Raw genomic sequence first — 21,389 nt, forward strand, 5'->3', positions numbered from 1 at the left:
CACACGGAGCACGCATGTCATCACACAATATTGTCTTAGGTCCCTTGCTGGGGCTGGAGGGTGAACACGAGAACGCCACCCTCTACAGCGTTTGCTTTCTCTCTGAAAACGACGTCGACGCCGCCACCCTGGCCTATCGCATAGGCAAGCAAAACTTGCGTAGCGAATTCAGTTTGATCAGCAGCCTGAGCCGCGGCAAGTTCTGGCGTGCCGAAATCGCCATTCCGCTGACAACGCTAGACCAGGTCTGTCATTACCAGATTTTGATTGATGCACAACCCGCCAGTTACGCACCCACGCGTAATACCCTGCTTGCTGACTGGTCATTTTTCTGCCCGGCGGCCAAGCAGCGGGTACAACTGGCATTCGCGTCCTGCAATGGATTTTCATCCGACAAACTGCGCGCGCAACACCCGGCGCCTATTGATTACCTGTGGCAACGTATGCAGCAGCAACAGGCTGCGCATATGGCGAATGTGGATTATACGGAAGTGGTCGATGCGCCTTATGCGGCGCTGATGATGGGCGGCGACCAGATTTATGCAGATGCGATTTTCAATGAAAAACAGCCTTTGTATGCCTGGTCGCAAAAACCGCTCAAAGAACAATTATCAGCGCCAGTCTCTGACACGCTCAGGCAGCGTATCGATCAGTTTTATCTCGATACTTATATCAGAAGCTGGACGCAATCTGCGGCGTTACGCTACTGCCTGGCCAGCATTCCCAGCATCATGATGTGGGATGACCACGACATTATCGACGGCTGGGGTTCACAGCCCTACCGCCTGGAAACCAGTCCGGCTTACCGAGCTATGTTTGATAGTGCAAAAAGGTATTTCACGCTGCTTCAGGTGCGGGGAATCAACAACCGTGCTTTGCAGCAACGCAACACGGCACCCGCGCATTTTGGCATGACTGTGCGTTTTCGCGATTATGGGCTGCTGGTGATGGATAACCGCAGCCAGCGTACCTTGCACAACATTATGGGCAGCGGCAAACCAGACTTCATTCAGGGCCTGGCAGAACTACAGGCAGGCTGGCAAGCCGGACAGAAGTTGCTTGTCCTGAGTGGCGTGCCTTTTCTTTACCGGCATTTTTCTGAAAGCGAAAACAACATCCGCCTCAGCATCCAGTTTGACGCCTATGACGATATGGCGGACCACTGGCGATTCAGCACACATTACGATGAAATGTGCAGTGTTTTGCAACGCTTGCTGCAGTTTCAAGCCGCCTTGCAAGCCAACACACCCACCAAAGTTTTTATCATTTCCGGGGATGTGCATGTGGCGGCCAGCGGTACCTATCGCGAGCAGGCTGATACAGGAAATCCATCTAGCACTGGGAATATAGTACAACTGATTTCTTCAGGCATTGTGCACCCGCCACCACTGAGCATGGAACAATCCGTGATCCGGCTGGCTTCCAGCGTCACACAGCCGGATATAGATCTCGGCGGAGGCTGTGTTTTATCCACCACGCTACGCAAAGACGCGTCTGGCAATCGTTTTTTATTCCACCGCAACTATGCCTGCATGCATGAAGGCAGCGACCACAAAGTGTGGGTCAACTGGCATTATGAAACCATTGATTTCCCGCATGCGAATGACCTGGCGGTCGGCGCGCAAAAGCTGCTTGGCCCAACACTCGGCTATCAAGTGCTGGGCTTGCCTTATTAACGGCCTGCGCCAGGTTTTCTGGCTTTATGCTTGTAAGCAGGATTTTTGGTCTGGTTAAAGCCTTTAGGCATGGGCTTGGTCTGGAAGCGGCTGCCATCCGACTGCACAATTTGCTGTAATACCGCAGGCTGATACGCAGGCACCAGATGCTTTTTACCGTTGCCAATTAAATCGGCTCGGCCCATTTTCTTGAGCGCTTCACGCAGCATGGGCCAGTTTTGTGGATCATGGTAGCGGATAAACGCTTTTTGCAATTTGCGGATGGTGCCAGTTTTAGCGACGGGCACGTTTTCGGAGTCTGGGGTGACTTTGCGCAAAGGGTTTTTACCACTGTGATACATGGCGGTCGCCATCGCCATCGGTGTCGGCGTGAAGGTCTGCACCTGGTCAAGGCGGAAATCATTACGCTTGAGCCACAGTGCCAGGTTGATCATGTCCTCATCTGTCGTGCCAGGGTGCGCAGCAATAAAGTATGGAATCAAATACTGTTTTTTGCCTGCTTCGGCACTGAATTTTTCAAACATGCGCTTGAATTCATCATAAGCGCCCATGCCCGGTTTCATCATTTTGCTGAGCACGTTTTCTTCTGAGTGCTCAGGGGCAATTTTCAGATATCCGCCCACATGATGCTGCACCAGCTCTTTGACATAATCTGGCGATTTGACGGCCAGGTCATAGCGCAAGCCTGAACCAATGAGGATCTTTTTCACGCCACGCAGGTTACGTGCCTTGCGGTATAGCTGAATCAACGACGAATGGTCTGTGTTGAGGTTTTCGCACACGCCTGGATACACGCAAGACAGTTTGCGGCAGTTTTTCTCGATTTCTTCAGACTTGCAAGACAGGCGATACATATTGGCTGTAGGCCCTCCAAGGTCAGAAATCACGCCGGTAAAGCCATCTACCTTGTCGCGGATTTCTTCAATCTCACGCAGAATGGAGTCTTCGGAACGGCTCTGGATAATACGGCCTTCATGCTCGGTAATTGAGCAGAAGGTACAGCCACCAAAACAGCCCCGCATGATATTGACCGAGAAGCGGATCATTTCCCAGGCCGGGATATTGGCGCCGTTATAAGACGGATGCGGTTTGCGCGCGTACGGCAAATCGTAGACGTAATCCATCTCTTTAGTCGTCAGCGGAATCGGTGGCGCATTCAGCCAGACCTCGCGGTTGCCGTGTCTTTGTACCAGCGCCCGCGCGTTGCCGGGGTTGGCTTCCAGGTGCAGCACGCGTGAGGCGTGGGCATACATCACCGGGTCGCTCACCACCTCTTCATAAGACGGCATGCGGATGACCTGGCGGTCACGCGGCACCTTGCTGGCTTTAAGCGGCAATGGCAGGCTGATGGTAGGCGCCGCGGCACCATTCGCACCGCTAGCCTCACTGCCTTTGTCATCTGTCGCGCAACTGGCATCGCCCTTGCCCATTTTCATGGCATACGGGTCTTCATGTTTGTCGATCACGCCTGGCCTGTCCAGCCGGGTTGAAGGCACCTCGAGGAACTCTTCCGGCACCTGTTTGCGGATAAATGCCGTGCCACGAATATCCTGAATGTCGTGCACAGCCTCACCGCGCGCAATACGATGCGACAGCTCTACAATGGCGCGCTCCGCATTACCATACAGCAGAATATCGGCTTTGGAGTCGATCAGGATAGAACGACGCACTTTGTCTGACCAGTAATCGTAGTGTGCAATGCGGCGCAGGCTGGCTTCGATACTGCCAATGACCAGCGGCACGTCTGAATAGGCTTCTTTACAGCGTTGTGAATACACCAAAACAGCCCGGTCCGGGCGTTTGTTGGCTTCAGCATTGGGCGTATAAGCATCGTCAGAACGGATTTTGCGGTCTGCAGTGTAGCGGTTGACCATGCTATCCATATTGCCAGCGGTGACGCCAAAATAAAGGTTGGGTTTGCCCAACACTTTAAAGGCGGCGGCAGATTGCCAATCCGGCTGCGCAATAATGCCGACACGAAACCCTTGTGCTTCCAGCAAGCGGCCGATGAGCGCCACGCCAAAACTGGGGTGGTCGATATAAGCATCCCCACTCACCAAAATAATGTCGCAACTATCCCAGCCCAGTGCATCCATTTCGGCGCGGCTCATCGGCAGCATAGGCGCAGTACCGAAACGCTTGGCCCAATAAGGACGATAGCTGTTAACAGGTTTGGCAATAAGGGAGGTGTAGATTTCCACGCGGGTGACCAGCAATGCTTGAGAGTTGCGCATTTTACGCGTTAATTGATTGATTTGAAATCATTTTTCTTAAAAAAATGAGGTGTTTTACCGTCACAAGCACACGGATGACAGAATCCAGCCTCGTACAAAGAAAAGCCCCCACGCAAAATAAACTGTGTGCTGAATCAGACGCTCAGCGCGAAAAGACAGGCAATCGCCGTTAACAGATGTATTTATGATTGCGGCAGTTGTTAAAGCCCTGTATAACCGTGATCAAGAGTGGGGTATTTTTTTACATAATAATTATTAAATTAACAATGAAGCATTACACGCTATTTAAAAAGATTCTATTACCCTTGGCAGCCTTTGGCCTGCTCATCGGGTTCATTTCATTTGCCTTTATTTTCAATCATCACCTGAATAATATTGAAACCAAGGCCAACGAGGAAACACAAAAGCTCGCCAACCTGCTAGTCACCGCCAGAACACTGGTCAGTGAACATGTGCTTTCCAGCATGGCATTGCTGAAACAATATGCCTCGGTTGAAGGCCAGCCCAATATTCACGGTGTCACCGATATGCTGGGGACACAGGTGCCTAACCTGCGCTTTGGCGACAGCCCGCAAACCGGCAGGACCATCCTGGTCGACTCTGTTACCCGCATCGGCAGTGGCACGGCCACCATTTTTGTCAAACGCGGCCAGCAGTTTTTACGTATTGCCACCAATGTAAAAAAAGCCGATGGCAGCAATGCCTTTGGCACCGAACTAAACCCCTATGGCAAGGTGATTGAAAAGCTGCAAAAGAACGAAACGTTCTACGGCGTGGTGGATATCCTGGGCGAGGCCTATCTGTCACGTTATGAACCCATGCACGACGATCATGGTCGTTTGATTGGCGCCTGGTATGTCGGCTATAAACTCGATTTCAACGCCATTGACCAGGCGATCCGCCAATGGGGATTTTTAGAAAAAGGCTTCGTTGCCATTACCGATGGCCATGGCAAGATTCGTTTCCTCACCGGTGGCATCAGCAAGCAGCAGGCGCTAGACGCCATGGAAGACAAGCAGCAACGCTGGAAAAAAGTCAGCAAAGAAGTGCCGGAATGGGACTTCCAGATCAACATCCTGTACCCCATCAATGAAGCTTACTGGTCCGCGCTAGGCGCGCTGTCACCAGTCATGATCATTGCACTGATCCTGACGCTAGTGGTGTTAATGGCCGTCATCAGCGGCTTGCAGCGCTTTGTTTTGAATCCTCTGGGTGGCGAACCGGAAACAGCAAAACTGCTGCTGATGCGCATTGAAAGTGGCGATTTTGCTGAAGACCATATTACGGCCACGCCGGACACCCTGATCGCCAACATGGTCAAAATGCGGCGCCGCCTGCGTGAAATGGTGAGCCAGATACAAGCCAGTGCCAACCGGCTCAAAGTCTCTGCGAGTGTGTTTGACCATGCCCATGATGCCATTTTTATTACCGATGAACATGGCCTGATTGTGCAATGTAACCCCTCTTTCAGTGTCGTCACCGGCTATACGCAGGCAGAGGCAATTGGGCAATCCCCGACCGCCCTGGGCATCGCCTGCCAGCAACCGGATTTCTTTCAAACCTTGTATGAAGGCGCGCAGGCCTTTCAAGAATGGCAAGGCGAAGTGTGGAACCGCCATCACCAGGGGCATGATTACCTGGTGGAGCTGGAACTGTCGCCAGTCATGAACCAGGCGGGCGAGTTCCAGCACTATGTTGGCTTATTCTCGGACATCACCCGCGCCAAAGAACAGCAGAACATGCTGGAACACCTGGCTTATCATGATGTATTAACGCAGTTGCCTAACCGCGTGCTCTTTTCCAGCCGTTTGCAACAAGCCCTGCTGGAAGCCGAGCGCCAGCAGTCACTAGTCGCCATCTGCTATATAGACCTCGACGATTTTAAAATTGTGAATGACCAGTATGGTCACGAGTTTGGTGACAAGCTACTCATGCAACTGGCCAACCGTCTGAACAGCATTCTTAAACCGCAGGATACGCTGGCCCGCCTGGGTGGCGATGAGTTTGCCATGTTATTGTGCGGCGGCCGGACACAAACCGAATACACGCGCTTACTCAAAAAACTGTTGGCGGCGATTGAAAAGCCATTTACGATTGATAAATTCAAGTTCTCGATTTCCGCCAGCATCGGCTACACGCTTTACCCGATTGACCACAATCCGCCCGACACCCTGCTGCGCCATGCCGACCATGCGATGTATCATGCCAAAACACATGGCGGGCACCAGTTCCACCTGTTTGACCTGGCCTCTGCACAACAGTCGCAACAACAGCAACTGCTGTTGCGCGATTTGCTCAATGGCATCCAGAACAGCCATATCAAACTGGTTTACCAGCCGCAAGTATGCATGCAATCAGGCAAACTGTTTTGCTTTGAGGCCTTGTTGCGCTGGCAACACCCCTTGCGTGGCCTGCTTTACCCGAATGACTTTCTCAACGCCGTTGAACATACCAGCCTGATTATCGACATTGGCAACTGGGTGATTGAAGAAAGCCTGCGACAACTCACGGAATGGCAGGCGCATGGCTTGCACACGCAAATTTCAGTGAATATTGCCGCACAACATTTAATGCATAAACAGTTCAGCGAACATTTGGCCAGCCTGTTTAAAAAATATCCCAATATCAAACCACAACAACTGCATATTGAGATCACAGAAAGCGCCGCCATCAGTGACTTTGCCCGCGTCAACCGTGTCATTCAACAATGCCAGTCGCTGGGCGTGGCGTTTTCTATTGATGATTTTGGCTCGGGTTATTCGTCACTGATTTATTTACGTCGCCTGCCGGTCGATATCATCAAAATTGACCAGTCCTTTATACACAATATGCTGAGCAACCAGGAAGACCTGGCGGTGATTCGAGGCGTAGTTATGCTTTGTCGCGAGTTTGGCCGCAAGGTAGTCGCAGAAGGCGTAGAAAAAGCAGAGCAGGCGCAGCTACTGGCGGAATTAGGCTGCGATTATGCACAAGGCTTTGGTATTTCGCGTGGCATGCCTGGCAACAAGGTTATAGAATGGGCAAGCAAGCACGACCCCTACCAATTTAACTGACGTTTATGCACGAACACTACTACCCGCTGCCGGGCGGGCCAGTACTCATTCTGGACACAAAAACGCCTTTTCCGCCATTGCAGCAGGCATTGACCGAGCCCAATGGGCTCATTGCCATTGGTGGCGACTTGACCGCAGACAGGTTACTGACCGCTTACCGGCAAGGGATATTCCCATGGTTCAGCCCGGGGGAGCCTATCTTGTGGTGGAGCCCTGACCCACGCATGGTTTTGTTTCCGCCAGCCTTGAATATCAGCCGCTCATTGCGCAAAGTCATCCAGCAACAACCGTTCGAAATCCGCTTTAATACGGCCTTCAATAGCGTCATCAGCGCCTGCGCAGCGACACCACGGCCCGGGCAACCCGGCACCTGGATCTCAGACGACATGATTGCCGCCTACCAGCGCTTGCACGCGCTGGGCTATGCACATAGTGCAGAAGCCTGGCAGCATGGCCAATTGGTAGGTGGCTGCTATGGCGTGAAAATTGGCCGCATGTTTTATGGTGAAAGCATGTTTCATCATGTCAGCAATGCGTCTAAAGTGGCGTTTGCCCATCTGGTGCAATGGTTAAACGCGCAACAAGTCGGTATGATTGACTGTCAGATGCATACGCCATTGCTGGCAAGCTTTGGCGCGTATGAAATCCCCCGAGACCGGTTTATCGCGCAATTGAACGATTTGGTGCAATATGACGTTACCTAATGATGCTCCGCTGCAAAAACTGCAGTTTTATGTCACCACGGCCTATCCGTGTGGCTACCTGCCCAAAAAGCTGGCGCAAAGCCTGATTGCCACCCCACAAAACCTGGTCGACGGCCCGGTCTATAGTGGCCTGATCCAGCAAGGATTCAGACGCAGCGGTAAATTTGCCTACCGCCCGCACTGCGAACACTGCAACGCCTGCATCTCAGTGCGTTTGCCAGTCAATGACTTTCAAATCACGCGTAGCCAGCAACGCGCCTTTAAAAAACATGTTGACCTGCAAGTGACGATTGTTGAAGCCAACTATGATGCTGAGCATTTCGCGCTTTACCAGGCTTACCAGCAACAGCGCCACCACCACGGCCCAGACCATATTGCAGACCAGGAAGACGAAGCTGCGCAGTATCAGCAGTTTTTGTGTCAAAGCAATGTGGAGAGCATCATGGTGGAGTTTCGCGATGCCTACGGCGCACTCAAAATGGTCAGTGTGATCGACATCGTGATGGATGGTTTGTCTGCGGTCTACACCTTTTACGACACGACCGATAAAGCCAGCTATGGCACTTATAGCATCCTGTGGCAAGTCGCCTGGGCCAAACAGCTGGGGCTCCCCTATTTGTATCTAGGCTACTGGATCGCCGACAGCCAGAAAATGGCCTATAAACAGCAGTTCCAACCACAAGAAAAATTGGTGGATGGCGAATGGGTCGCCAGCCTGCAGCCATAGCATGAAACACACCCCGCAATCGCTCGCCAGGCAGTTTTGCCTGGGGGCATATGTCAATGCCGTGGATGCCAAGCTCTGGCATGACACCTTTGACTACATGGCCAACCTCAAAGACGACAGCGTGTTTCAAAAAAAGCAGATTGCAAGCCTATGGGCGCAATACGGGGGCGACCTGCGGGCAAAAGTGAAAAACGATGCCCTGGTGCTAAAAGTACTTAAACGCGCAATGCCCGGCACAAATGGCGATGGCTACACCGTGTACCGTGGCGAAAGCTGGTTTTTATTTGATAATGACCAGATCGGTTTTTGCTGGACAGCCTCTGAAGACATTGCCACCACTTATGCCAAAGGCCTGAATGCAGTAGAGTCTGGTGGCGTGCTGCTCAAGTGCTATGCGCCAGCGGAATCCATTCTGGCCATAGAAAACAATGTGTTTATATGCGACCCCACACACTTATTGCGTTTGAGCACACTGGCGTTGTTTCCCAAGTTATAGTTTTTGCAGTTGATCACTTGCGCACCAAATAACCAACCATACCCCCTGCCGCAGCCGATAATATAGACATCGCCCACTTTTGCGCCTCGGCATCAGCAGACTTGCTTATCAAAGTATAAAAGCAAAACCAGACTAGCAAACCTACAAAAACAATGGCCATCAAAAATAACACAACATCTTTGAACAAACGTACATTTCGCTCAGGAATAGACTCTTCACGCTCGACCGAAACCTTATATTGATGATTCGGTGGTGGTGTATTGAGGTCTATTTTGCTCATAAGCCGATAATTTCTGTTTGTAACTGCCTACTTTGAGGATCAACCAAGCCCAGCTTTAACCCTTGTTGCTTTCCCTCCTGCGCTGCTAGAAACAACTGTAACGCCTTACGAAATATCTCGCTCTTGTTACTTTCGGAACGCTCAGCCAATTGGTCAATTTCACGATTCAAATCATCAGACAAAATCACATTAAAACGGACACTCATAAAAACCTCCAATACACTATAAATGTGTATTTTATACACCTTTTATACACATCATGCAATACTCCAACCCCCAGCTACCCCCACTGGCCATAGCCCTTAAACTGGGCGTGCACCTCACGCATCTGCTCAGGCGTTAACAACGCAGGCTCGCCAAGTTGCAATAAGCGCCAATACTGCTCGCACAAATTCTCCACCTCAACCGCGATAGCCAGCGCCTGCGGCAAGTTTTTACCTAAAGCGATCATGCCATGGTGCGCCAGCAAACAGGCTTTGCGATCTTGCAACGCACTTACCGCCACCTCAGAGAGGGCCTGCGTACCAAACAAGGCATAAGGCGCGCAGCGGATGTTGTCGCCACCCACAGTGGCAATCATATAATGAAACGGCGGCACATCACGCGCCATACAGGCAATGGTGGTGGCAAACATGCTATGGCAATGCACTACGGCATTCACCTCAGGACGCGCCTGCAAAATATCACGGTGAAAATACCACTCACTAGAAGGTTTTTTACCGGCCTCCGCCTGCCCTGCCCAGTCCATATACACCATGCTTTGTGTGCTCAGTTGTTCGGCAGGCACACCTGAGGGGGTGATCAAAAAACCATCGTCCAGGCGAATGCTGGCATTGCCAGAGGTGCCCTTATTGAGTCCTACCTGTACCATCTGTTGTGCTGCGTGTAACAACTGTTGTGCGGGGGTAGGCGTGCTCATATCATGGCTCCAAACTTTCTAGCTGTTCAGGCGTAAACACGCCGCGTTCAGTAATAATGCCAGTGACCAGCCGGGCAGGCGTGACATCAAACGCCGGATTCAGCGCTGTGCTCTCTTGCGGAATCACGCGGATGCGCTGTACCTGCCCACCCGCGCCCTGCCCTTGCATATACGCCACTTCATCTGCGTCGCGCATTTCAATTTCAATATCCGCACCACGTGCCAGATGCCAATCTATCGTAGGCGTAGGCACGGCGGCATAAAAAGGCACGTTCTGGTCAAACGCCGCTAGCGCTTTTAAATAAGTGCCTATCTTGTTACACACGTCCCCGCCACGTGTCACGCGATCAGCGCCCACAATCACCATATCCACTTGCCCGTGCTGCATTAAATGCCCACCGGCATTATCGGCAATCACCGTGTGCGGCACACCATGCTGTGCCAACTCCCAGGCAGTTAAACTCGCGCCCTGGTTACGTGGACGCGTTTCGTCCACCCACACATGCACCTTAAGGCCTGCATCATGAGCCGCATAAATCGGCGCCAGTGCCGTGCCGCCGTCTACGGTCGCCAGCCAACCTGCATTGCAATGGGTGAGGATATTCACTACCTGCTGTGGATTGACCGTGCCTTTGGCCGCGATGAGCGCCTTGCCATGCTGACCCAAGGCCAGGTTCTGCGTCACATCTTCGTCAGCAATGGCCTGCGCAAGCGCCCAGACTGCTGCTGCGCGTGCAGATTCTGGTAAAACCAGCAACTCCTGCTGCATACGCTGCGCTGCCCACGCCAGATTCACAGCCGTTGGCCGGGTAGCGACTAATTGCTTGACCACAGAGGCCAGCGCCTCATCACTGGCTGCCACCTGCATCCCCAAAGCGACGCCGTAAGCGGCCGCAGCGCCAATCAAAGGCGCTCCCCGCACTTGCATGCTGCGAATGGCATGACACATCTGAGCCAGGGTCGTCACTTCAACCGTCACAAACTCAAACGGCAACCGGGTTTGATCAATCAGCCAAACGGCATTGGCTTGCTGCCAGATCGTACGAAAATGTTGTTGCTTAACACGCATAAAAAGAGCTCTGCTGACGAGTGATCAATAATTGTAAAAGTTGTAAAATTGCTTGCTTTTCCTGTAGGACAAACACCGTATTTTTCCATCCACAAAATCTGTGGATAACTTTGTGGATTGCTGTGTCTTAATTCCGTAACTTACCAATTTAAAAGGACTTTTTCCAAAAGTTCATTTTTTAATCTATTTTTTTATTCAATAAAATCAATAACTTACAATGCATCACTATAATTGAAACACTTTCGACACATTCTTAATGTGTCACTTTAAGTCATGTGCATAAATGGGCTAATTTCGGCAAAACTTGCGTAGAATTTTTGCCTATCATTTCAATGAGTTGCGAAGTTTCCAAGCCACGAATTAAGGCCATTTCTTCCGCTATTCTTTTTAATTGCGCCGGGCTATTGCGCCCCTGGTGGCCGACCCAGACAGGTGGAATATCAGGCGCATCGGTCTCTAATACCAGCTGCTCCAGCGGCAATTCTGCGGCCAGTTGGCGGATTTTTAATGCACGCGGCCAGGTCATCGCGCCACCAAAACCCAACTTGAATCCTAACTGCTCAAAAACCGCCGCTTGCTGCATGCTGCCATTAAACGCATGGGCTATGCCGCCATGCACACGATGCTTGCGCAGGTATTTAAGGATGCTGTCTATCGCGCTACGCACATGCAGGATCACAGGTAACTCGAATTGTTTGGCAATCTGCAGTTGCCCTTCAAACAAAGCGATTTGTTTGGCTTCATTGTCACGCGTCAGGTAAAAATCGAGGCCGATTTCACCAATCGCCAGTAATTGATGCGCCTGCGGCCCGGCCAGTACCGTTGCGACGGTCTCCTGCAACTCCTGCAAAGCATCCTCTGGCGCTTGCGCGACATACATGGGATGCCAGCCTAGCGCAAAGCCTGCCTGCGGGTGTTGTGCGCACCACTGCATAATGGGTTGAAAAGTCGTTTGCGTCACGGCTGGAATCACCACGGCACGGATGCCCTGCGCCAGTGCCTCTCGCCACACTTGGTCGCGATCTGCATCGAATTCGCTGGCATCAAGATGGCAATGCGTGTCTATCAGCATAGAAAATCAAGGTTGCAATTTAGCCTGGATACGCAGATCCTGGCCAAACTGGCGCACATCAAGCATATTCAAATCACGCACCGCTGACATTTGCGTAAGCTCAGGCAAGGCAAACATGCCACGGGCAGTGTGGCCCATCAATTTAGGCGCGTAATACAGTAATAACTCATCAACGTAGCGGCTCTGCAGAAATGCACCATTTAAAGTAGCGCCTGCTTCAATCAGCACCTCATTGCATGGCAATGCCGTCAGTGCCTGCATCAACGCAGCAAGATCAACCTGACCTTGCGCATTCGGCGCCTGCAAGGTGCGCACGCCCATCACCTGTAATATTTCCAACTTGGCAGCGTCACCTTGTGCATAAGCCACCAGCGCATTGCCATCCTGCAACACCTTGGCATCAATCGGGATACGCAACTGGCTATCCACAATCACCCGCAACGGTTGCCTCGGGGTATTCACGTCGCGCACCGTCAACGAGGAATCGTCTTGCAGGATGCTGGCAATGCCGGTGACAATGGCACAACTTTGCGCGCGCCAGTGATGCACATCTTTGCGCGCAGCGGCCGAGGTAATCCATTGGCTATGGCCATTGGCTAACGCCGTACGGCCATCCAGGCTGGCGGCCACTTTGAGGCGCACATAAGGCCGCTGCTGGGTCATGCGCTGGATAAAGCCAGGGTTGAGAGCACGCGCCTGTGCCTCACACACGCCCACCGTGACCGCAATGCCCTGCGCCTGCAAACGCGCAATGCCATTGCCTGCCACCAGCGGATTCGGGTCCTGCATGGCGACCACGACACGGCTCACACCTGCATTCACCAGCGCATCGGCACAAGGCGGCGTGCGGCCAAAATGACTGCATGGCTCAAGCGTCACATAGGCAGTGGCGCCACGTGCCTGCTCAGCCGCCGCACGTAAGGCATGCACCTCGGCATGCGGCTCACCGGCTTTGAGATGTGCGCCCTCGCCGACCACCTGACCATTGCTAACAATCACGCAGCCCACACGCGGGTTGGGCGTCGTGGTATATAGTCCGCGCGCGCCCAGTCGCAGCGCGCGCGTCATCCATTCAATATCTTGTGAGGTCACTTGCATAGACTGCAATGATACAAAAAAACACGGCACTGCGGTTTTTTGTCGTTGCCTTGCGCGCCATAACCCACCAACGTGCCCGACAAACCCTGCCTTACCCTCACCGCTTAACTGTTGAATACCGTGGTATTTGCCAGTTTTTTTGCCGCTAACCTTCGCGCGCGATAGCGCTACACTGAGGCATGATTTATATTGCTGACCCTAATCCATGGCTGGCGCTGTATGCACAACCGCTACAGGCGCGCACCACCCCGCCCACTGCTGATTTGCAAGACTTTTTGTCTGACTATGCCAGATCGCAAGACTTAGCCAACCCGGTGACTATAGACACTCATGCCGAGTGGCAAGCCATGCTCGCGCAAGCGTTGGCCAGCCTGCCGGACAGCTTGCTGAACATCCTCGGCAAGTCTGTGCTGGGCATCTTTTTTGCACGCGGCATCGGCGCCTCCGGCCTGACAGACATGGTCGCTCTGGGCGATGGCAGCACAAATATCGGGTTTGTCGTGGTGATTGACAGCGATGCTTTCCAGCATGCCTCGGCCAACCACTGGGCCAGCTGGAAAGAACAGTCAGCGTTTGCCGCGCATCCAGGCGTGCAGATTGATGTCAAGATTGCCGACCCCGCTAATGATCAACGCCTGCAAGCCTTGCGCTTTTTGCTCCTGCACGAGTTTGGCCATGTATTAGCAACAATGACGGATATCTGTCCTAAAGAATGGTCATTCCCGCTACCCAAACTGGCAGGCCATTTCAGCAAGCTCAGCTGGCAAACCACGGGTGACAAGCTGATTCGGCCAGAGCAGAATTTTCCGCATCGTGAAAAAATTTCGTTTTACCGCCAACCAGCCATTCACGCCAGCCAGGCAATCGATCTTTACCGCGACCTGGCAAGAACGGCGTTTCCGACGCTGTATGCCAGCATGGATGTGCAGGAAGACTTTGCAGAGTGCTTTGCTACCTATGTACACACCCAATTACTGGGTCAGCCATATACCGTGCAACTCAGCGTCGACAATCAACTGGTATTGACCAGCGACGACTTCTGGGCCTCGCCCCGTGCCAGCGAAAAACGTCGCTATATGTACAATCTATTGCAGTCCCTGGAACACAATAATGCAGGGCACACCTTTCAGGGTCTTGCGCCTTTCCTGCGCATGAGCCTGAATGGCGCAGACTTGCGATCACATGGGCAATCGTTACTAGTACAGGCGAACCAGGATCAAGACAACGCGATTTTGTGGATGAACCTGGCGACAGTATTTTTATGCCTGAAAATGCGTGACATGGGATTAGCCATACAGGAGCAAGCCTTATCGCTGCAACGCCTGTATATCAGACCGGCAAACTGTAGACCGCCAAAATTCCGCCTGCTGATGATCATGACCCCGGGCGATTTGTCTGAAAACACCCCCATTGATTGTCTGCTGGAAAACAGCCCGGTCGAGCTGCTGTATTACTATGCGTCAGTCGAGCAGCCATTGCCATCGCCCATGCCTGAACACGATGCGGTGATGGTCGCACTCTCAGATAGCCAGGCCAACCGCGCCTTGCTGCTGGCGGTACAAGCCAGCCTGCTTGACCACGCACGGCCGGTGATTAATCCACCACACCTGTTGCCGAATGTGAATCGTGACCAGCTCAGTGAGTTGCTACAAGGCATCGCCGGGCTGGATATGCCACGCACACACCGATTAACCCGCAGCCAGGTCGTCACGCGCCTGAGCATGCAGCGCCCCACAGAAACAACTGAGCAGGATGCATTGCCTACCCTACCCTTGATTATCCGTCCGGTCGGCTCGCAAGCCGGTAACGATTTGGCCAGGATCACCCAGGCAACTGAACTGGCAGACTATTTGAAACAGGTCCAAAGTACATCTTTCTTTGTATCGCGCTTTGTCGATTACAGCAGCCAGGATGGCCAGTTCCGTAAATACCGCATCGCCATGCTACGCGGCCAGCCGTTTATCTGCCATATGGCGATTTCGAGTGACTGGATGGTGCATTACGTCAATGCCGGTATGTATGACTCTGCCGACAAACGGGCAGAAGAAGGCGCGTTTATGCAGAATTTTGCCAGTTTTGCCACGCGCCACCAGGCAGCGCTGGCCGCGATTTACCAGCGTTTGCAGCTCGACTATTTGTGCATCGATTGTGCAGAGACTAAAGACGGCAAATTACTGGTATTTGAAATCGACCACATCATGGCCGTGCATGCCATGGACTCTGCCAGCCTGTTCCCGTTTAAAGCCGGGCAAATCGGCAAGTTACAGCAAGCCTTTGAGCAGTATTTATACGCATTACAGCCGCAACCTTTATTGGAGAGCGCATGATGAAACTAAGTGCCAATCAACTGAATTTTTCTGGCGGTCCGGGTGCATTGCCCGAGAGCGTATTGCAACAACTGCATACCGCCATGCTCTGTGTGCCAGACGTCGGCTTGTCCATTTTAGGCATCAGCCATCGCTCTGAGTGGTTTGCGCAAGTGGTGCATGAACTGGAAGACAATGTCCGCCATTTGATGGGTTTGCCACCAACCACGCGCGTGCTCATGATGCAAGGCGGTGCCACGCAACAGTTTTCCATGCTGCCAATGAATCTGCTACGCAACGGACAGTCGGCAGACTATATCCATAGCGGCTACTGGAGTGGCAAGGCGATTCATGAAGCGGAGAAATCCGGCCAACTGCACTTGGCCTGGAGCGGTAAAGCGGACCAGTTTGGCCGCTTGCCTACAGATGCTGAGTTACAGCTCTCTAAAGATGCGGCCTATTTTCACTATATATCGAATGAGACGGTAGAAGGGTTGCAGTTCCATCGCGTGCCTGGCCGCGACGACGTACCGCGTATCTGTGATATGTCCTCAGACCTGTTATCGGCGCCAGGGGACTTTAATCGCTACGCCATGATCTACGCCCATGCGCAAAAAAATATCGGCCCGGCTGGCGTCACACTGGTGATTCTGCGTGATGACTTCATGCGCACCCTGCCCGATGATTTGCCAGGCTTTATCAATTATCACGCGCAAGCCGATGCGCACTCCATTTACAACACACCACCGGTATTTGCGATTTATAGTGTGTTGCTGGTCACGCGCTGGTTACGCCACGACATGGGCGGCTTGCACAATATGGCCAAACGCAACCAGGCCAAGGCAGACTGTTTATATCAGGTGCTGGATGACCATGCCGACTTTTACCGTGGCCGTGCGGCAGTGGCTGACCGCTCCAAGATGAATGTGGTATTTAATTTGCCGAACGCCGAGATCGAGCAAGCATTTTTTCAGCAAGCACAACTGGCAGGGTTTTCAGGCTTGAATGGCCACCGTAGCATAGGCGGCATCCGCGCGTCGATTTATAACGGCTTAGAGCTGGCAGCCGCTGAACAACTGGCCGACTTTATGCAAACATTTCGCCAGGGTTATAAAGTAACATCCGCAACCACGGCTTTGTCGCCTGCCTACGCTTAACCGACCAAAGGTTTAGTGCGAAGAAATCTGGCTATGGGTTAAACGCCCATCCTGGTCAAAATAAATGCGCAGGGCGTGATAGACATGCATGCACTTACCAAGGTCATACTCTAGCGCGTTGGCATCTTCCAGGCTAGGACGGCCCAGCAAGGCCATGACGGCTTCTTTTTTAGCGCCACGGATAAGGATGTGATTTTTCAGGTCGTAGGCCATGTCACCGCGGCGACATTCTTTTTGCACCGTATTGGCAAGTTCCATCCAGCGTGTCTGCTCAAACTTGTCACTGCCAAACACCGCCTGGTCTTTAAATGCCCACCAGGTAAAAAACACGATGGTGAGGATGACAGTGAATACCGCTAACGCAATTGCAGACAACTTGATCAGTTTCATGCCCCCCGCCGCCTTTCGGATTATGTATCGCTATCGGTCACATCCAGGTCACGGATAGCGTTATGGAAATCATCCACATCCGAAAAGCTTCTATACACCGAAGCAAAGCGGATATACGCCACCTGATCCATTTGTTTTAATTCTTGCATCACGGTTTCACCCAGCAGGCGCGCAGGCACTTCGCGCACACCCAAACCGAGCACTTTTTGAATAATGCGGTCCATGGCCTTATCCACATATTCGGTCGGCACTGGGCGCTTATGCAGCGCGCGCGTAAATGACACGCGCAATTTTTCGCGCTTGAACTCTTCGCGGTTGCCGTTTTGCTTGACCACTTGCGGCAGATGCAACTCTGCCGTTTCATAGGTGGTAAAGCGCTTATCGCAGACCTGGCAACGACGACGCCTGCGGATGGAATTTCCTTCCTCATTGAGTCGGGAATCCACCACCTGCGTATCATCAGCACCGCAAAAAGGACATTTCATGGCTAAAAACGGCCGTAGAAATTACTTGCCGTATACCGGGAATTTGTCAGTCAAGGCGTGTACTTTGGCTTTCACCGTTGCAATCACTTCTGCATTTTCCGGGTTGTCCAGCACGTCAGCAATCAGGTTAGCCACTTGCTCGGCTTCCGCCTCTTTAAAGCCACGCGTCGTAATCGCTGGCGAACCGATACGGATACCCGAAGTCACGAATGGGCTCTCAGGATCGTTAGGAATCGCGTTTTTGTTCACGGTAATGTGCGCCTGGCCGAGGAAAGCGTCAGCTGCTTTACCGGTCAAGCCTTTAGGACGCAGGTCTACCAAAAACACGTGTGACTCAGTACGGCCAGAGATAATGCGCAAACCGCGTGCCGCCAGGGTTTTGGCCATCACGCTGGCGTTTTTCAACACTTGTTCTTGATACACCTTGAACTCAGGTTGTGCTGCCTCAAGGAAAGCGGTCGCTTTACCGGCGATGACATGCATCAACGGGCCACCTTGCAAGCTTGGGAACACGTTGGAGTTGATGGATTTTTCAAACTCGGCTTTGGCCATGATGATACCGCCACGTGGGCCGCGCAAAGTCTTGTGCGTGGTAGAAGTGACGAAGTCAGCATGTGGCACCGGGTTAGGGTAAACACCAGCGGCGATCAGGCCTGAGTAGTGCGCCATGTCGACCATGAAATAAGCACCGACTTTTTTAGCGATTTCGGCCATCCGTGCCCAGTCAAAACGCAAGGCGTAAGCAGACGCGCCACCAATCAGCAACTTTGGTTTGCACTCGATGGCAATACGCTCCATCTCGTCGTAGTCGATTTCTTCTTTGTCGTTCAGGCCGTAAGGCACAATGTTGAACAACTTGCCGGACAAGTTGGCCGGGGAACCATGCGTCAAGTGACCGCCGTGGCCCAGGTTCATGCCCATGACAGTATCACCTGGTTTCAGGATGGAGAAATACACCGCCTGGTTGGCTTGTGAACCGGAGTGTGGCTGCACGTTGGCATACTCAGCGCCATAGAGCGCTTTCAGGCGGTCAATCGCCAGCTGCTCGACTTGGTCAACAAACTCACAGCCGCCATAGAAACGCTTGCCTGGATAACCTTCTGCATACTTGTTAGTCAGTTGCGAGCCTTGTGCTTCCATCACCGCTGGGCTGGTATAGTTTTCTGAAGCAATCAGCTCGATATGCTGATGCTGACGCTCTACTTCAGAAGAAATCATTGTGGCCAACGCCGGGTCTGCAACGCTTAAGTTTCTTGAAAAGCTAAACATGACGATCAAGTTTCCGTATTCACAAAAATAAAGCGTGATTTTACCATGAGGCGACCCCTGCATGCATCTTTAGCATCACACCGGCAAAGACGCCCCGGTTTTGTGCTCTAAAAGCGCATCATCAAGTCACAAGATAGTGGATGCAATCATTCAGTGCGCTAATCAGGCCACAGACGCACCAAATAAGTGCACACAATCCAACAGTTGCTGAACTGGCAGCAGACCTAAAAAACACAAAAACAAACTATCTATATGATTTAAATAGGATTATTAAACTTGGCATAACTTATGCTAATTAATAACCGTAAGCGTATATCTCCAAAATCGCTCCCTAAACCCAACTTCGGTTGGGTTCTTTTTTTGTCATCGCCCACCATAGGCCTTTAATGCTTGCGCGCTTTCAGTTGTTGCAGCGTTTTCTGGCAACCTTCATCTGCCGTATCTGACGCACTGCCAGAATCAAGAAAAGGCAGGATCACCGCAAATGGGTTAATCAACGCCAACAGCACGCCGCCTGCGACACGCGCGGCAATCGGCCCGGGGCTCAGCGATACCTTAGGGTCTACAAACGGCCCGGTGACCAGAATGGGCGAGCGCACCGTTAATGGTGAAAAGTTTTTCGGGCTGGCTTGCAGCTTGAGGTTAAGCTGCTCCTGCCCCAAATTAACATCACCGAGTACGTTCACGGTGGTCACCGGCGTATCGATGATGGCAGCCTCCGGCGTCAGCACGCCCTGCTTGGCATGCCAGCCCATGGCCGCACATTGCATGGGCAAGGGTTGGTCGCCTTTCATCAGCACGCCCACGGCTTGCGCAATATCCAGGCCTGCGGCTTCCACCACCAGGTGTGAAATCTCGCCTTCGCGCACCATGAGTGCCAGCTGACCATCCAGCGACTTAAGCAAAGCCGCCGTGGAGCGGCCACGCCCTTGCAAGCTGGCCTTGCCATTTAACTTACCCGAGATATACGCCGGTGCTGCATTGACTGGCGGTTGCTGAGCAGAGGATTGTTTACCTGATGACTTTTTGGCGTCAGGCGTCACTTTTAGCCATTGCTCCAGACGGATATCGCGCACTGCCAACTGGATATCCCACTCGGGCGCAGGCGGTGGTGATAGGTCCGTATTGCTGGCGTCATGTGCATCGATACTCAGCGCACCTGTGAGTATGCCTTGCGCGGTACTGGCTTCGAGTTCGGCCAGGCTTAATTTGTGTTTAAGCAACGTCAGGCGCAACTTCAAGGGTGAAATCCGCTGTTTAAAGGCATTGCCTAAATCCACCGCATCCAGGTGTACATCAATATCTGCATTCATGCGGCCATAAGTACTGAAATCCAGCGACTCGTCTGGAAAAAGCTTACCTGGATGCGCTTTATCCTGCGTTGCGCCAAACGCGGGCGCTAAATCCGCCAGCATGAGTAGTGCGCCTTGCAATTTGCCCCGCAGCATGGGTGTTTCAGGCGCAAAGTCATACACAAACTGCCCGGATAATCGGCTACGCCCAATATGCGCAGAAGGGATATTCACTTGCCATTGATCCGTGCCCTTTTCAATATCGGCGCTGACTTTAAAGGCGGCGGTACGCGGGAATGTCAGGTCGAGCAGATCGCCCACATCGGCCAGCGAGCCCCCCTTGACCTCCACTTTGCCTTTCACGCGCTGCGTGCCGAACAAATCATACACCGCCCCCCGAAATTGCGCGTTGACTGCGCCATACTTCAACCAGCCTTGAGAGTTAATCGGCGGAGACTGGCTGCCCTGGGTCGCCACTGGCAAAAAGCCTTGGGTCACGAGCTCACCCTGTATCGGTAACTTGCGAAACTGGCCATTGATTTTCACGCGGGATTCCGGCGTGGCGAGATGTTCACCTTCTTCGGTAAAAAATGTCACAGCCAGCTCGGCATCGGTCACGGCGTCAGCTACTTTTGCCTGCCCCTGATTCACTGCCAGTTGCTCAATCAGCGGAAAAGGCCGTGGCGGGCCGCTATCATCCAGCTCAAACGCCCAACTCGCATGCCGGTCTGCGCGGCGCAGCAAGTAGGTATTGAGTTGATCCGCACGAATCGCTGCAATGCGGTAAGGATCGGTGTCTTTGAGCGACCACAGATCGCGATAACGCAACGCCAGGTCCAGGCCATGCGCATCGACAAAATAAGGGGCGTCAAAACCTTCTGGCGCCGACAGTTTTAATCCACCCACCTGCAGGCGAATGCCACCTAGCAACTGCAAGCGAAACGGACGTTCAATCACGACTGAACGGTGCAATTTATCTTGCAGCAATTGTTGTAAGGGCTGACGCAGAAACGGCCAGCCGGCGATTTCACTGGCAATCACGGCCAGCACCAACACCAGCAAGATCCCGGCAATCCAGTTGCTGATAGGCGCAGATTTTTTTGTTGTTATGTCAGTCTCATTCATAGCTGGTCATGATGACAATGATCCGTCAGCATGGCTA

At 52.6% G+C, this 21,389-nt stretch carries 18 protein-coding genes; 7 read left to right on the forward strand and 11 right to left on the reverse strand.

What is annotated here, in order from left to right; all coding sequences use genetic code 11:
* The first annotated feature begins 14 nt into the window (after positions 1–14).
* On the forward strand, positions 15–1,676 hold the full coding sequence (locus INP78_RS13145; protein ID WP_194742656.1) for an alkaline phosphatase D family protein: 1,662 nt from the start codon (positions 15–17) through the stop codon (positions 1,674–1,676).
* Here INP78_RS13145 and INP78_RS13150 read toward each other — a convergent pair.
* Positions 1,673–3,910 (reverse strand): YgiQ family radical SAM protein, encoded by a 2,238-nt coding sequence (locus INP78_RS13150; protein WP_194742657.1) that lies wholly within the window; start codon positions 3,908–3,910, stop codon positions 1,673–1,675. The genes INP78_RS13145 and INP78_RS13150 overlap by 4 nt on opposite strands.
* A gap of 266 nt (positions 3,911–4,176) precedes the next feature.
* On the opposite strand from INP78_RS13150, the gene INP78_RS13155 reads away from it, so the two are divergent.
* Genes INP78_RS13155 through INP78_RS13170 form a run of 4 tightly spaced genes read left to right on the forward strand, consistent with a single transcriptional unit; the run spans position 4,177 to position 8,890 of the window.
* The gene (locus tag INP78_RS13155; protein WP_228522894.1) at positions 4,177–6,963 is read left to right on the forward strand and encodes an EAL domain-containing protein; all 2,787 of its coding nucleotides are present in this window, start codon (positions 4,177–4,179) and stop codon (positions 6,961–6,963) included.
* Positions 6,964–6,968: 5 nt separating this feature from the next.
* Positions 6,969–7,667, forward strand: a complete 699-nt coding sequence (aat, locus tag INP78_RS13160; protein ID WP_194742658.1) for a leucyl/phenylalanyl-tRNA--protein transferase — start codon at positions 6,969–6,971, stop codon at positions 7,665–7,667.
* Positions 7,654–8,394 carry an arginyltransferase gene (locus INP78_RS13165; RefSeq protein WP_194742659.1) on the forward strand — a complete coding sequence of 247 codons (741 nt, stop codon included), beginning with the start codon at positions 7,654–7,656 and terminating at the stop codon, positions 8,392–8,394. Before aat ends, INP78_RS13165 begins: the two co-directional genes overlap by 14 nt.
* A gap of 1 nt (position 8,395) precedes the next feature.
* The gene (locus INP78_RS13170; protein WP_194742660.1) at positions 8,396–8,890 is read left to right on the forward strand and encodes a hypothetical protein; all 495 of its coding nucleotides are present in this window, start codon (positions 8,396–8,398) and stop codon (positions 8,888–8,890) included.
* Positions 8,891–8,903: 13 nt separating this feature from the next.
* Here the strand turns inward: INP78_RS13170 and INP78_RS13175 are convergent, their stop codons facing one another.
* The 6 genes from INP78_RS13175 to ribD form a co-directional block, all read right to left on the reverse strand.
* A complete protein-coding gene (locus INP78_RS13175; protein ID WP_194742661.1) occupies positions 8,904–9,170 on the reverse strand; it encodes a hypothetical protein in 267 nt (88 codons plus the stop codon).
* Complete coding sequence (locus tag INP78_RS13180) at positions 9,167–9,376, reverse strand: ribbon-helix-helix protein, CopG family (protein WP_194742662.1); 210 nt, start codon at positions 9,374–9,376, stop codon at positions 9,167–9,169. The genes INP78_RS13175 and INP78_RS13180 overlap by 4 nt, the downstream gene beginning before the upstream one ends.
* 74 nt (positions 9,377–9,450) lie before the next feature.
* Positions 9,451–10,089, reverse strand: a complete 639-nt coding sequence (locus INP78_RS13185; RefSeq protein WP_194742663.1) for a class II aldolase/adducin family protein — start codon at positions 10,087–10,089, stop codon at positions 9,451–9,453.
* Between the two features lies 1 nt (position 10,090).
* Positions 10,091–11,158 carry an S-methyl-5-thioribose-1-phosphate isomerase gene (gene mtnA / locus INP78_RS13190; RefSeq protein ID WP_194742664.1) on the reverse strand — a complete coding sequence of 356 codons (1,068 nt, stop codon included), beginning with the start codon at positions 11,156–11,158 and terminating at the stop codon, positions 10,091–10,093.
* A gap of 271 nt (positions 11,159–11,429) precedes the next feature.
* Positions 11,430–12,230 carry a TatD family hydrolase gene (locus INP78_RS13195; RefSeq protein ID WP_194742665.1) on the reverse strand — a complete coding sequence of 267 codons (801 nt, stop codon included), beginning with the start codon at positions 12,228–12,230 and terminating at the stop codon, positions 11,430–11,432.
* Positions 12,231–12,236: 6 nt separating this feature from the next.
* Entirely contained in the window at positions 12,237–13,328 is a 1,092-nt protein-coding gene (ribD, locus tag INP78_RS13200; RefSeq protein WP_194742666.1) for a bifunctional diaminohydroxyphosphoribosylaminopyrimidine deaminase/5-amino-6-(5-phosphoribosylamino)uracil reductase RibD, read from the reverse strand.
* A 179-nt stretch (positions 13,329–13,507) separates the two neighbouring features.
* Here ribD and INP78_RS13205 point away from each other — a divergent pair, with 179 nt between their 5' ends.
* Entirely contained in the window at positions 13,508–15,655 is a 2,148-nt protein-coding gene (locus INP78_RS13205) for a RimK family alpha-L-glutamate ligase (protein WP_194742667.1), read from the forward strand.
* Positions 15,652–16,791: a phosphoserine transaminase gene (locus INP78_RS13210; RefSeq protein ID WP_194742668.1), complete on the forward strand. Its 1,140-nt coding sequence runs from the start codon at positions 15,652–15,654 to the stop codon at positions 16,789–16,791. Before INP78_RS13205 ends, INP78_RS13210 begins: the two co-directional genes overlap by 4 nt.
* Before the next feature lie 12 nt (positions 16,792–16,803).
* Here INP78_RS13210 and INP78_RS13215 read toward each other — a convergent pair whose 3' ends face one another.
* The 4 genes from INP78_RS13215 to INP78_RS13230 form a co-directional block, all read right to left on the reverse strand.
* Positions 16,804–17,181, reverse strand: coding sequence for a hypothetical protein (locus INP78_RS13215; RefSeq protein ID WP_029146876.1), 378 nt, complete (start codon positions 17,179–17,181; stop codon positions 16,804–16,806).
* A 20-nt stretch (positions 17,182–17,201) separates the two neighbouring features.
* Positions 17,202–17,666 carry a transcriptional regulator NrdR gene (gene nrdR, locus INP78_RS13220; RefSeq protein WP_029146877.1) on the reverse strand — a complete coding sequence of 155 codons (465 nt, stop codon included), beginning with the start codon at positions 17,664–17,666 and terminating at the stop codon, positions 17,202–17,204.
* A 21-nt stretch (positions 17,667–17,687) separates the two neighbouring features.
* On the reverse strand, positions 17,688–18,935 hold the full coding sequence (gene glyA / locus INP78_RS13225) for a serine hydroxymethyltransferase (protein WP_194742669.1): 1,248 nt from the start codon (positions 18,933–18,935) through the stop codon (positions 17,688–17,690).
* A gap of 383 nt (positions 18,936–19,318) precedes the next feature.
* Positions 19,319–21,352: an AsmA family protein gene (locus INP78_RS13230; RefSeq protein WP_194742670.1), complete on the reverse strand. Its 2,034-nt coding sequence runs from the start codon at positions 21,350–21,352 to the stop codon at positions 19,319–19,321.
* Positions 21,353–21,389 lie beyond the last annotated feature (37 nt).

This window comes from Methylophilus sp. 14 (genome assembly GCF_015354345.1).
Lineage (GTDB): Bacteria > Pseudomonadota > Gammaproteobacteria > Burkholderiales > Methylophilaceae > Methylophilus.

Excerpts from the sequence above, each read along its gene's own strand:
- INP78_RS13145 (WP_194742656.1), top strand. The coding sequence starts at position 15 with ATGTCATCACACAATATTGTCTTAGGTCCCTTGCTGGGGCTGGAGGGT.
- INP78_RS13150 (WP_194742657.1), bottom strand. The coding sequence starts at position 3,910 with ATGCGCAACTCTCAAGCATTGCTGGTCACCCGCGTGGAAATCTACACC.
- INP78_RS13155 (WP_228522894.1), top strand. The coding sequence starts at position 4,177 with ATGAAGCATTACACGCTATTTAAAAAGATTCTATTACCCTTGGCAGCC.
- aat (WP_194742658.1), top strand. The coding sequence starts at position 6,969 with ATGCACGAACACTACTACCCGCTGCCGGGCGGGCCAGTACTCATTCTG.
- INP78_RS13165 (WP_194742659.1), top strand. The coding sequence starts at position 7,654 with ATGACGTTACCTAATGATGCTCCGCTGCAAAAACTGCAGTTTTATGTC.
- INP78_RS13170 (WP_194742660.1), top strand. The coding sequence starts at position 8,396 with ATGAAACACACCCCGCAATCGCTCGCCAGGCAGTTTTGCCTGGGGGCA.
- INP78_RS13175 (WP_194742661.1), bottom strand. The coding sequence starts at position 9,170 with ATGAGCAAAATAGACCTCAATACACCACCACCGAATCATCAATATAAG.
- INP78_RS13180 (WP_194742662.1), bottom strand. The coding sequence starts at position 9,376 with ATGAGTGTCCGTTTTAATGTGATTTTGTCTGATGATTTGAATCGTGAA.
- INP78_RS13185 (WP_194742663.1), bottom strand. The coding sequence starts at position 10,089 with ATGAGCACGCCTACCCCCGCACAACAGTTGTTACACGCAGCACAACAG.
- mtnA (WP_194742664.1), bottom strand. The coding sequence starts at position 11,158 with ATGCGTGTTAAGCAACAACATTTTCGTACGATCTGGCAGCAAGCCAAT.
- INP78_RS13195 (WP_194742665.1), bottom strand. The coding sequence starts at position 12,230 with ATGCTGATAGACACGCATTGCCATCTTGATGCCAGCGAATTCGATGCA.
- ribD (WP_194742666.1), bottom strand. The coding sequence starts at position 13,328 with ATGCAAGTGACCTCACAAGATATTGAATGGATGACGCGCGCGCTGCGA.
- INP78_RS13205 (WP_194742667.1), top strand. The coding sequence starts at position 13,508 with ATGATTTATATTGCTGACCCTAATCCATGGCTGGCGCTGTATGCACAA.
- INP78_RS13210 (WP_194742668.1), top strand. The coding sequence starts at position 15,652 with ATGATGAAACTAAGTGCCAATCAACTGAATTTTTCTGGCGGTCCGGGT.
- INP78_RS13215 (WP_029146876.1), bottom strand. The coding sequence starts at position 17,181 with ATGAAACTGATCAAGTTGTCTGCAATTGCGTTAGCGGTATTCACTGTC.
- nrdR (WP_029146877.1), bottom strand. The coding sequence starts at position 17,666 with ATGAAATGTCCTTTTTGCGGTGCTGATGATACGCAGGTGGTGGATTCC.
- glyA (WP_194742669.1), bottom strand. The coding sequence starts at position 18,935 with ATGTTTAGCTTTTCAAGAAACTTAAGCGTTGCAGACCCGGCGTTGGCC.
- INP78_RS13230 (WP_194742670.1), bottom strand. The coding sequence starts at position 21,352 with ATGAATGAGACTGACATAACAACAAAAAAATCTGCGCCTATCAGCAAC.